This is a genomic window from Streptomyces sp. SM10, assembly GCF_002910915.1.
In the GTDB taxonomy this organism is placed as follows: Bacteria; Actinomycetota; Actinomycetes; order Streptomycetales; family Streptomycetaceae; genus Streptomyces.
This window is the reverse complement of sequence record NZ_NEUF01000068.1, coordinates 275,152-287,523: the sequence shown is the minus strand read 5'-3', so window position 1 is coordinate 287,523 and position 12,372 is coordinate 275,152. Positions and strand designations below refer to the sequence as shown.

7 protein-coding genes are annotated in these 12,372 nt (G+C 71.1%); 6 read left to right on the top strand and 1 reads right to left on the bottom strand.

What is annotated here, in order from left to right; genetic code table 11:
- Positions 1-36 precede the first annotated feature (36 nt).
- A complete protein-coding gene (locus B9S57_RS10225) occupies positions 37-1,287 on the bottom strand; it encodes a condensation domain-containing protein (RefSeq protein ID WP_103515212.1) in 1,251 nt (416 codons plus the stop codon).
- A 231-nt stretch (positions 1,288-1,518) separates the two neighbouring features.
- On the opposite strand from B9S57_RS10225, the gene B9S57_RS10220 reads away from it, so the two are divergent.
- The 6 genes from B9S57_RS10220 (at position 1,519) to B9S57_RS10195 (ending at position 11,944) form a co-directional block, all read left to right on the top strand.
- The gene (locus B9S57_RS10220; RefSeq protein ID WP_181011297.1) at positions 1,519-2,526 is read left to right on the top strand and encodes an LLM class flavin-dependent oxidoreductase; all 1,008 of its coding nucleotides are present in this window, start codon (positions 1,519-1,521) and stop codon (positions 2,524-2,526) included.
- Positions 2,523-3,080, top strand: coding sequence for a flavin reductase family protein (locus tag B9S57_RS10215; RefSeq protein WP_219818559.1), 558 nt, complete (start codon positions 2,523-2,525; stop codon positions 3,078-3,080). Before B9S57_RS10220 ends, B9S57_RS10215 begins: the two co-directional genes overlap by 4 nt.
- Before the next feature lie 52 nt (positions 3,081-3,132).
- Positions 3,133-4,134 (top strand): beta-ketoacyl-ACP synthase 3, encoded by a 1,002-nt coding sequence (locus tag B9S57_RS10210; RefSeq protein ID WP_103515210.1) that lies wholly within the window; start codon positions 3,133-3,135, stop codon positions 4,132-4,134.
- A gap of 129 nt (positions 4,135-4,263) precedes the next feature.
- Positions 4,264-5,658: a condensation domain-containing protein gene (locus tag B9S57_RS10205; RefSeq protein WP_103515209.1), complete on the top strand. Its 1,395-nt coding sequence runs from the start codon at positions 4,264-4,266 to the stop codon at positions 5,656-5,658.
- 372 nt (positions 5,659-6,030) lie between these two features.
- Positions 6,031-7,215, top strand: coding sequence for a S8 family peptidase (locus tag B9S57_RS10200; protein ID WP_103515208.1), 1,185 nt, complete (start codon positions 6,031-6,033; stop codon positions 7,213-7,215).
- Between the two features lie 439 nt (positions 7,216-7,654).
- Positions 7,655-11,944, top strand: a complete 4,290-nt coding sequence (locus B9S57_RS10195; protein ID WP_103515207.1) for a discoidin domain-containing protein — start codon at positions 7,655-7,657, stop codon at positions 11,942-11,944.
- The last annotated feature ends 428 nt before the right edge of the window (positions 11,945-12,372 follow it).

The window sequence follows — 12,372 nt, the reverse complement described above, 5'->3', positions numbered from 1 at the left end:
GACCGGGAGGTCGGCCGGATCGGGAGCCGGCCGGGGTCAGGCAGCCGCGTCCGTCAGCCGGGCGACGGTCCCCTCCAGCAGGTCCCGGGTGAGTGAGTCCGCCAGCCCCATGGTGCGCAGCCGCAGGTGGAGCGACTCACCGCCCTCGTCGGTGGCCCGTAGATAGCAGGGGTGCCCGATGCGGGAGAAGGGTGACTCCCGGAGCGTGTCCGACTCGGGCGTGGTGCCGGTCGGGGGCGCCGAACCGGTGAGGAAGTTGAAACCGAGCGACGCCTCGTACGGCTCGCGGCCGGCACGGACCTTGTCGCGCAGCAGATCGATCTCGTCCACGTCGTACATCCCGTACCGGTAGGCCAGCAGGCTCTGGGTGTTGACGTGCCCGACGTATGCCGCGAAGTCGTCGGGAGCCGGGCTGACGGAGGCTGCCGTCCACTGGTTCATGGAGCTGACCACGGTGTTCCACGGGGGGACGAAGCGGTTGGAGGACATCAGCTGTGCGACGAGGGAGCCCGGCCCCGCCGCGTGCTCGACACTGCGGGCGAACGCGGCGAGCACCACGCTGGAGACCGGGACGGACAGCCGCTCCGCCAGCCGCCGGCACCCGGAGTACACCTGCCGGGAGCGGACGGAGTACTGGCACGCGGTGTCGGGCGGTGCCGGGGGCCCGACCCCGGCGAGCGAGGCGGTGGTGAGGCCGAAGATCCGCTCCCAGTAAGCCGTCAGCGCGGCACGGCGGGCGTGCCGGGCCTCGGAGCGCTGCCACGCGGCAAGCCCCCGCGGGGTGGAGACGGGGGCGGCGGCCGCCGGAGCGGACGCGCACAGGGCCGTCCGGAAGTCCGCCTCCAGGATGCCGTTGCTCCAGCCGTCGGCGGTGATGTGGTGCTGGACCAGCACCACCACCCGGGGACGCCCACCGTGGGTGAGGACCCGGAACCTCCAACTGGGCGCGGCGCGAAGATCGAAGGGCTCGGCCGCCAGCCGCGCGACGACGTCGTCGAACTCGTGCGGACCGCACTCGACCACACCGCGATCCACCCTCTCGAGGAAGGGCAGCACCCGCTGGGCCGGGGCGAAGGGGTCCGTGAGGACGTAGGCGGTCCGCAGCGACTCGTGCCGGCCGACGAGGGTCAGAACGGCGTTCTCGACCTCCGCAGCGCCGTACTCCGCGTCCTCGGCCAGCGGCCAGAACGTCTGGGTGTTGGCTTCGTGCCAGCGGCCCCTGCTCAGCTCCCGGACGTCGCGCCACACGGAGAGCTGGCCGTAGGAAAGGGGGGCGGGCTCATTCACGGACGGCTCCGTTCGTTCGCACGAGGCTTGCGCCGGTACTGGTGACGCCGCGTCAGCCTAGAAGCGCCGGCCTGCACGGGAACAGGCAAGCGAGCGGCAGCTTGGGCGCCTCCGAGGACAGGCAGCAAAGTTGCCTGCGGACTACCTGGACGCACCCCGTCCGCCTCGCCCACCGTGAGTGCCCCGGTCCCCCGGTGCTTCCTGGCGGAGCAGATGACGAGAGGTGTTTCCGTGGCCGATGCAGCGCTGGGCCTCCGGCTGTTCGCGACGATCCCACCCCCCACGGGTCCCGGCGGCTATCCGGAGACGGTCCGGCGGGCCGCGCGCGCCGCCGAGGCGGCGGGCTTCACGGGCGCCCTCGTCTACTCCGACAACAACACCGTCGACCCGTGGGTCGTCGCACAGGAAGTACTGGCGGCCACCGCGGACTTCGTCCCGCTGGTCGCCCTGCAACCCCTGTACGTACACCCGTACGCGGTGGCGAAGAAGATCGCCACCTACGCCTCGCTGTACGGACGCCGCATCGCCCTCAACCTGGTCGCGGGAGGATCCGTCGGTGATCTCGCGGCCCTGTGCGACGACAACGGCGCTCACGACGACCGCTACCTCCGCCTGACGGAGTACGCCCGCTTGATCGGGCTGCTGCTCGCCGGTGGCGGACCGGTGACCTTCGAGGGCGACTACTACCGGGTGCGGTCCCTGCCGCTGTCACCCGCGCTGCCCGTCCACCTGGCACCCGAGCTGTTCATCTCGGGCTCCTCCGACGCGGGGCGCCGGGCGGGGCAGACACTGGGGGCGGTTCAGGTGCGCTACCCGCAACCGCCGGGCACCGGCACGCCGGGAACAGGGGGCGACCCGGGAGGCGGCGGCGTACGCATCGGCGTCATCGCCCGCGACACCGACCAGGAGGCCTGGGCCGTGGCGCACGAGCGCTTTCCGGCGAGCCGGGCGGGCCGCCTCGCGCAGATGGCGGCGCGCGGCGTCTCCGACTCGCGGTGGGTGGCGGACCTGTCCGCCGCGGACGAGTTCCCCGGCGGGCCGGACAGCCCGTACTGGATGGGTCCCTTCCTGAACCACGCCACCTACTGCCCCTATCTGGTGGGCAGCCACGAGAAGGTGGAGCGCGAGATCGGGGGCTACGTGGACTCCGGGTGCGGGACGTTCGTCCTGGACACGGCGCGTGCCGAGGACGACTACGCCAGGATCGTGGCGGTCTTCCACCGCGCGCTGAAGCGGTGAGTGCCGAAGCAGGCCTGGCCGTCGGCGCGTTCGACCCGATCGTGCTGCGCCGGGTCTTCGCGGCCTTCCCGACCGGGGTGACGGCCCTGGCCGCGCTCGTCGACGGTGAGCCCGTCGGCATGACCGCGTCCTCCTTCGTCCCTGTCTCGCTCGACCCTCCGCTGGTGTCGTTCTGCACCGCGCTCACCTCGACCACCTGGCCCCGGCTGCGCGGCGCCGCGCGCCTCGGGATCAGCGTGCTGAGCGGCAGCCAGGAAGGGGCCAGCAGGCAGCTCGCGTCCCCCGGCGCCGAACGCTTCGCCGGCCTCGCGTGGTACGGGACGCCCGGCAACGCCGTACTGCTCAGCGGCGCCAGCGCCTGGTTCGACTGCTCGACCGAGCAGGAGATCGGCGCCGGGGACCACCGGATCACCCTCCTCAGGGTGCACGCCATGGGCGTCGACCCGCAGGTGCCGCCCCTGGTCTTCCACGGCAGCAGGTACCGCAGACTCGCCGGTCAGTCACCCCTCCCGTCGGGCGGCAGCGCGCCGGACGATGACCCCGCCGGGCGGTGACCGGTCCGCAGCGCCGGGAAGCAGCCCACTCGCGACGAAAGGCACCCCCCCCATGCCGCAGCACGTACAGGCTGGACAACTCCCGAGGCAGGCGCGGATCGCGGCGGTCGGGGGCTACCGGCCGCGCCGCGTCGTCGGCAACGAGGAGATCTGCCACCACGTCGACTCCACCGACCAGTGGATCCGCCGCCGGACCGGGATCGAGACCAGGCACTTCGCCGAGCCCGACGAGACGCTGGAGGCGATGGCGGCTGCCGCCGCCGACAAGGCACTCGCCGAGGCAGGAGTGGACCCGTCCCAGGTCGGGGTGGTCATCGCCGCCACCATGTCCTACCTCTACCAGGCACCCCCGCTGGCAGCCCGGGCCGGCGCCCTGCTCGACGGGTTCCGCGGCGCGGCGTTCGACGTGTCGGGGGCCTGCGCGGGCTTCTGCCACGCCCTGGAACTGGCCCGAGTCCTGGTCTCCTCCGGCAGCGCCGACCACGTCGTCGTCGTCGGCGCCGAGCGGATGTCCGACATCGTCGACCCCACCGACCGGTCCACCGCCTTCCTCTTCGGCGACGGCGCGGGAGCCGTGGTGGTCGCACCGTCGCGCGAGACCCGCATCTTCCCCCCGGAATGGGGCAGTGACCCGTCCGGCGCCGATGCCATCGCACAGCCCGATCCCTGGGACTGCGGACCGGCGCGGCCGGAAGCGGCGAACCGCTACCTGGGCATGCACGGGCAGGAGGTGTTCCGCTGGGTGACCGACTCCGTGCCGGCGGTCGCGGAAGGCGCACTGGCCCGTGCGGGCATGAGCGTCCAGGACCTCGCCGCGTTCGTGCCGCACCAGGCCAACCTGCGCATCACCGAGTCCCTCGTGCGCGCACTGGGCCTTCCCCCGGAGGTACGCGTGGCGCGCGACGTCGTCCGGGCGGGGAACACCTCGGCCGCCTCGATCCCCCTGGCGCTGGAATCCCTGCTGGCGCAGGGAGAGATGTCGGGGCGCCCGGCCCTGCTGCTCGGATTCGGCTCAGGACTCGGCCACTGCGCCCAGACGGTCCTCCTGCCCTGAACACGCCCCGGGTCGTGCACACACTCCCGTACGGACCCACGGATGAGCCGTGACACGACCCGGTGCGCCCCGGACCGGGTGCCGTTCCGGTCCGCCGCCCGGTCCGCATCCCGCGAAAGGAACGCCCACGTGTCCGTCGAAGAGCCGAACCCCCTGTGGAGACCCGCGGACCCCGCAGACCGGGCCGCCCCCGACCGGACCGGGCCGCTGACCTGGGTCCAGCGGCTGTGGCTGCCCGAGGCGCCCGACCGCCAGATCGCCTCGCACGAGGACAACCAGTTCCGCGAACTGTCCCTCACCACGCCCCTGGACCCCGGCACCGCACGCCGGGCGGTGCGTCAGGTACTGGCCCGCCACGAGGTGCTGCGCAGCCGCGTCACCGGCCTCGGGGACGACGCCCGGCAGGTCGTGGACGCCCTCGACCCCGGATACGAGCGGGTACTGCGGACGGTCGACCTCGGCACATGGGACGAGGCCGTGGCCGAGGCCCGGGGCACGTCCTTCCGACTCGCCTCGCAGTGGCCGCTCACGCTGCTGATGGGCACCCGGGCGGGGAAGGTCCTGCGGATCGCCGTGGTGGTCGACCACTGGGCGTCCGACGGTCTCGGCGTCCTCGCGCTGCACGACGACACCGCCTCGGCACTCCTGGCCCACACCCGGGGCACCGGCTGGACCCCCGCCGGACCCGTGGAGCAGCCGGTCGACCTCGCCCTGTGGGAGTCGGCCACGCCCGCCGGAGCCGCGCACCTCCAACGGGCCCTGGCCTACTGGCGGCAGCAGTACGAGCGGCTGTCACGGGACCTCGCCGGCCACAGGCCCGACCCGGTGCCGGAGGCACCGCTCGACGGGCCCCCGCTGTCCTTCCCGGGCTGCACGATGACGTCCTTCCGGCTCGCCGAGGCCGCGTCCACGATCGCCGCCCGGCTCCGGGTCCCGGTTGCCGCGGTCTACCTCGCCGCCTTCAGCAGCGCCATCGGTGCCGCCGAACAGGCCGGTGTCGTCGGCACACTGATGCTCTCGGCCAACAGGCTCACGGCGGCCGCCATGCGCTCGGTCCGCAACGCCGTCATGAGCGCGCCGGTCGTCCTGGACGTCGCTGGGCCCGGTGGTTTCGCCGCCACCGTGGTGGCCGCGGCGGCCCAGCAGGTCCAGGTCTTCCGGTACGCCAACGCCGATCACCGGCTGACCGGGGGCATCGCCGAGGAAGTCCTCGGCGGTCTGCGGGGCGGCGCGGTCACCAGCGCGGTCTTCAACTTCATGCCCGAGGCCGCGCTGCGGGGCGACCCGGTCCCGGCGGTCATGCGGGACGCCCCGTGCGACGTCGTGGAAGCGATGCCGACCCGTGCGACCGCCGCTCCCCGCATGCTGATGGTCATCGCGCGGCAGGACAGGGTGACCCTGACCCTGCGCTGGCGTGAGGACACGAGCTGGCAGCAGTGGGCCGAGCCGATGCTCCGGTACGTCGCGGACCTCATCACCCACGAGGCGACACCGGGCAGGCCCGTGCCGGCCTTCGGAGGCTGAGCCGGTACCGTCCCGGCCGACGTGCCCGTGCCGGGAGCCGGAGCAGCTGGCAAAACGTTTCAATCTGTGAACCATGGACGGAGTGGCTTCCTGCCCGAGGACACTTCGAGATCGTGCTGCCTCTGGCACGATGGTCGTAAGTCGACGGTGTGGGGCTTGGGTGTCCCTGTCGAGCCTCGGCGGACCACGCCCGCAAGCACGTGTTGAAACCTTTCACCAGATCGGCCGAATGGGCCTGCCCCGTACCGATCGTTGCGCTGTCCGGCTGACGTGGCTCAAGGCCCGCCCGGGATGTGGACGAAAGGTCAGGTGTTCGCACGTCGCGGACCTGACGTGGTCCGCGACCCGCTCCTCCATCCCAAGGGAGAACGCATGCGCCTGCGCGCCCGCTGGGCACCAGCCGCTCTACTGCTGATCGCGCCCCTGATCGGCACCACCACGGCCACGGCCGACACCGGCGAGACCCTCGTGCCGGTGCAGGAGTCGGCCCGGGCCGTGCCCGGCCAGTACATCGTCACCCTCTCTCCCGACCAGACGCCGAGCGCCATGGCCGAACAGCTCGGGGTCAGCACCCTCTTCACGTACAGCAAGGTCCTGCACGGATTCGCGGCCTCCCTCACGGCCGCGCAGCTCGAGGAGGTGCGCGGCGCGGCCGGCGTCCAGACCGTCGAGGAGAACAGTGAGGCGTCCGTCTCGCCGCCCGCCGCCCATGCGGCGGGCGGGAAACGGGCGGCGGCCGGGAGCTGGGGGCAGGACCGCATCGACCAGCGGAATCTGCCGCTGGACGGCACGTACGACGTGGAGGGCACCGGCGAGGGCGTGACCGCCTACATCCTCGACACCGGCATCGAGGCCTCCCACACCGAGTTCGGCGACAGGGTGGGCTCCGGCTACGACGCGGTCGGCGACGGCCGCGACGGCGAGGACTGCAACGGCCACGGAACGCACGTGGCCGGGACCGTGGCCGGTGCGACGTACGGTGTCGCCCCCGCCGCCTCCCTCGTACCGGTGCGGGTGCTCAACTGCGAGGGCTCGGGCACCTGGGCCGGGATCATCGCGGGACTCGACTGGATCGCCCAGAACGCCGAGCAGCCGGCCGTGGTCAACGCGTCTCTCGGCGGACCGGCTTCGTCGGCCGTCGACGACGCGTTCGACGCCCTCGCGGCGGAGGGCACCCTGCCCGTGGTCGCGGCGGGTAACGAGAACCAGGACGCCTGCGACGTCTCTCCGGCTCGGGCCGACGGCGTCCTCGCCGTGGGCGCCTCCGACCGCCAGGACCGGCAGGCGACGTTCAGCAACTGGGGCACCTGTGTGTGGCTGTACGCCCCCGGTGTGGACATCGTGTCCGCCAAGCTCGGCGGCGGCTCCACCGCGCTGAGCGGAACGTCCATGGCCAGCCCGCACGTTGCCGGCGCGGCGGTGCTCTACAAGGGGCAGAACCCCGACGCGACGCCGCAGGAGGTCGCCGACCGGCTCGCCGTGGAGGCGACTTCGGGCGTCCTGACCGGTCTGGGCTCCGGCTCGCCCGACCGGCTTCTGTACACCGGCGGTCTCTGACCTCCGGCCGGTTCCATGGGGCGGGGTCCGCGTGGCGCGGGCCCCGCTCTTCGCTGTGCCGTTTCGCGCCGCCGCTTCCCGCGCCGCCGCTCTCCGCCTCGCGTTCCCCGCCGTTCTCCGTGCCGTGGAACAGGAGCTTTCCGGAGGCTTGCGCCTGCGCGCAAATTTCTTACGTCGGTTGAGGCCTCCATCTGCGTCCCGTGGCTCTCGGGAGATTGCCACCAAATCGGTTGTATGTAACGGCCTTTGCAGATCACGCGTGACGTGGTTCCTTGTTCCGTTTTCTGTCCCAACCGTGGACGCTCCTGCAGTTGTCTGCAACTCTCTGACCGTTAAACGCAAAACTCAGCTATCCATGCGCACAAACGGGGCTGCAAGGCCCTGCCGACAGAGCCGCGTCCTCGGCGTGTCCCGCGCCGAGGCCCAAGATCGGGGATCTATGAGAGCCCAACGCTGGAGATGGCGGGCCCTTTCCGCCGTGATCACGACCAGTCTTCTGATGGTCGGATGGCCCACGTTCACCGCTTCGGCGGCCGACGGACCCAACGTCGCCGCCGGCCGGACGGCGGCGGCGAGCAGTGCCGGCGGCGAGTACGCCGCCCGCAACGTGACGGACGGCAACCAGTCGACGTACTGGGAGGGTTCGGGCGGCGCTCTGCCGCAGTGGGTGCAGGCCGACCTCGGCTCGCCCGCCCGGGTAGACGAGGTGACCCTGAAGCTCCCGGCGGGCTGGGAGACCAGGCAGCAGACCCTCTCCCTCCAGGGGAGCGCCGACGGCACCAGCTTCTCGACGCTGAAGACCTCGGCGGCCTACACCTTCAGCCCCGGTACCTCCAACGCGGTGAAGATATCCTTCCCGGCCACCCAGGCCCGGTTCGTGAGGGTGAACATCACGGCCAACACGGGGTGGCAGAACGCGCAGCTCTCCGAGCTGGAGGTCAGGGCCGCGGGGGAGTCCTCGGCCGATCTCGCCGCGGGCAGGACGCTCACCGCGAGCAGTCACACCGAGACCTACGTCGCCTCCAACGGGAACGACGGAAACCGGGCCAGCTACTGGGAGAGCAGGAACAACGAGCTTCCGCAGTGGATCCAGGCCGACCTCGGCTCCTCGGTCCGGGTCGACCGGGTCGTGCTCCGGCTGCCCGACGGCTGGGAGCAGCGGACCCAGACGCTGAAGATCCAGGGCAGCGCGAACGGCTCGGACTTCAGCGACCTGACCGCCTCCAAGACGTACACCTTCGGCCCCACGAGCGGGCAGGCGGCGACGATCACCTTCGACGCGACCACCACTCGCCACGTGCGGGTGCTCGTCTCCGCGAACTCCGTCCAGCCGGCCGCCCAGCTCTCCGAGCTGGAGATCTACGGCCCGAGCACCGGTGACACACAGGCGCCGACCGCGCCGTCCGGCCTGGCCCTCACGGAGCCGGCCACCGGCCAGATCAAGCTGACCTGGAAGGCGTCCTCGGACGACACCGCGGTCACGGGCTACGACGTCTACGCGAACAACACGCTGCTGACGAGCGTGGGCGGCGGCGTCACCACGTTCACCGACACCCGCCCGGCGAGCGAGACCGTCTCCTACCACGTCCGGGCCAAGGACGCGGCGGGCAACCAGTCGGGCAACAGCAACACCGTCACCCGCACCGGCGACTCCGGTGACACGCAGGCGCCGACCGCGCCGTCCGGTCTGGCCTTCACCGAGCCGTCCTCCGGGCAGATCAAGCTGACCTGGACGGCGTCCTCGGACAACAGGGGCGTCACCGGCTACGACGTCTACGCCAACAACGTGCTCCGCAAGAGCGTGGCCGGCGACGTCACCACGTACACCGACACCCAGTCCGCCGCCACGACCGTGAGCTACGTCGTGCGTGCCAAGGACGCGGCGGGCAACGTGTCCGGCGCCAGCAACACCGTGACGCGCAACGGATCCACGGGCGCCGCGTCCAACCTCGCCGTCTCCAAGCCGATCACCGCCTCCTCGGTGGTCCACACGTTCGTCGCGGCCAACGCCAACGACAACTCGCTCAGCACCTACTGGGAGGGCGCGGGCGGCAGTTACCCCAACACCCTGACGGTCGAGCTGGGTGCCAACGCCGACACGGAGAACGTCGTCGTCAAGCTGAACCCCGACAGCAGCTGGGGGGCCCGCACCCAGAACATCCAGGTGCTCGGGCGGGAGCAGGACGCCACTTCGTTCACGAGCCTGGCCGCCGCCGAGGACTACGCGTTCAGCCCCGCGACGGGCAACGCCGTGACCATCCCGGTCACCGCGCGCGTGGCCGACGTCCAGCTCAAGTTCACCTCCAACACCGGATCCGGCGCGGGTCAGGTCGCCGAGTTCCAGGTGCTGGGCGCTCCGGCGCCCAACCCGGACCTGACGGTCACGGCGGTCGCGGCCTCGCCGTCGGCTCCCGTGGAGTCCGACGCCATCACTCTGTCGGCCACCGTCCGCAACGCGGGCGCGGTCTCCTCCCCGGCCGGCAAGGTGGACTTCGAACTCGGCGGTTCCACGGTGGCCACCGCTTCGGTGGGGGCTCTCGCCGCAGGCGCGTCCGCGCAGGTCACCGCCTCCATCGGAGCCCGCGACGCCGGCAGTTACACGCTGGGCGCGGTCGTCGACCCGGCGGGCGACATCATCGAGCAGAACGAGACCAACAACCGCCTCACCAACAGCGCTCCGCTGGTCGTGAAGCCGGTCTCCAGCTCCGACCTCGTGGCGAGCGCGGTCACGACCTCCCCGTCGGGCCCCTCGAACGGTGACACGGTCACCTTCTCCGTCGCCCTCAGGAACCAGGGCACCGTGGCCTCCGCGAGCGGCAGACACGGGATCACCCTCAGCCTGGTCGACTCCAAGGGCGCCACGGTCAAGACCCTCACCGGAGCGCACGACGGCGCCATCGCGGCGGGGTCCACGACCTCACCGGTCTCCCTCGGCACCTGGACGGCCGCCAACGGCTCGTACACGGTGAAGGTGGTCATCGCGGACGACGCCAACGAACTGCCGGTGAAGCGCGCGAACAACACCAGCACCGAGTCGCTCTTCGTCGGACGCGGTGCCGACATGCCGTACGACACCTACGAGGCGGAGGACGGCGTCACCGGCGGCGGCGCCAAGGTCGTCGGCCCGAACAGGACCGTCGGCGACATCGCGGGCGAGGCTTCCGGGCGCAAGGCGGTCACCCTCGACAGCACCGGCAACTACGTCGAGTTCACGACGAAGGCGTCCACCAACACCCTGGTCACCCGCTTCTCCATCCCCGACTCCGCGGGGGGTGGCGGCATCGACTCGAAGCTGAACGTCTACGTGGACGGCACCTTCCTGAAGGCCATCGACCTCACGTCGAAGTACGCCTGGCTGTACGGGAACGAGACAGGTCCGGGCAACGACCCGGGCTCGGGTGCGCCCCGGCACATCTACGACGAGGCGAACGTCATGCTGGGGAAGACGGTCCCGGCGGGCAGCAGGATCCGCCTGCAGAAGGACGCGGCCAACACCAGCACCTACGCCATCGACTTCGTCAGCCTGGAGCAGGTCTCCGAGGTGGCCAACCCGGACCAGGCCACCTACACGGTGCCCGCGGGCTTCACCCACCAGGACGTCCAGAACGCCCTGGACAAGGTCCGGATGGACACCACGGGGAAGCTCGTCGGCGTCTACCTGCCGGCCGGTGACTACTCCACCGCCAGCAAGTTCCAGGTCTACGGCAAGGCCGTGAAGGTCGTCGGAGCGGGCCCCTGGTTCACCCGATTCCGTGCTCCGTCCACGCAGGACAACACCGACATCGGGTTCCGTGCCGAGGCGAGCGCGAAGGGTTCCTCCTTCTCGAACTTCGCCTACTTCGGCAACTACACGTCCCGCATCGACGGGCCCGGCAAGGTGTTCGACTTCTCCAACGTCTCCGACATCGTGATCGACAACATCTGGAACGAGCACATGGTGTGCCTCTACTGGGGCGCCAACACCGACAACGTGACGATCAGGAACTCCCGGATCCGCAACATGTTCGCCGACGGCATCAACATGACCAACGGGTCCACCGACAACCACGTCACCAACAACGAGGCGCGCGCCACCGGGGACGACAGCTTCGCCCTGTTCTCGGCGATCGACTCCGGCGGCGCGGACATGAAGAACAACGTGTACGAGAACCTCACGTCCATCCTGACCTGGCGGGCCGCGGGAGTCGCCGTGTACGGCGGCTACGACAACACCTTCCGCAACATCCACATCGCCGACACCCTGGTGTACTCCGGGATCACGGTCAGCTCGCTGGACTTCGGCTACCCGATGAACGGATTCGGGACCGGCCCCACGGCGATGGAGAACGTGTCGGTGGTGAGGTCCGGCGGTCACTTCTGGGGCACGCAGACCTTCCCCGGGATCTGGCTGTTCTCGGCGTCCAAGGTCTTCCAGGGCATCCGGATCTCGAACGTGGACATCGTCGACCCGACGTACAGCGGGATCATGTTCCAGACCAACTACGTGGGAGGACAGCCGCAGTTCCCGATCAAGGACACCGTGCTCACCGACATCTCGATCACCGGCGCACGCAGGAGCGGTGACGCCTTCGACGCGAAGTCCGGCTTCGGCCTGTGGGCCAACGAGATGCCGGAGGCGGGCCAGGGGCCTGCCGTCGGTGAGGTCACGTTCAACGGGCTCAGGATGAGTGGCAACGCCCAGGACGTGAAGAACACCACCTCCTCGTTCAAGATCAACATCAATCCGTAGGGGGCGGGGCGGCGGGCGTGCGGAGGCGGTGCTCCCCGGCTCCGCACGCCCGCCGGCGCTGCCCCGCGAGGCTCCCTCCCCGGGGCCTCGCGGGGCCGGTGCGTTCGCTTCGAGCCGGCCGGGCCGTCGGCCTGCTCGTGGGGGAGGGGGCGGGTTGTTCCGGTCGCGTGAAGAAGTCTCGGCCGGGGTGCGCGCCGGACCCGTCTTCTACACCATGAGGGGCCTCGGGCCCGGCCTCCGGGAGTGACTGGAGAGTCGCGTAGCTCTTTGCGCCCAGAAGTCCGCCTCTTGCATTCTGCACCTCGGTGCTCGGCCTGGGGCCCCGTCGGAGAGTTCGGGTTGCCGGCCTGCGCCCTGACCGTGCGTGCCTGCCCGGCTCGCCTCGTGCGAGGCGGGCAGAGGCGCGTCTGTGAGGGGTTGGGCCGGTT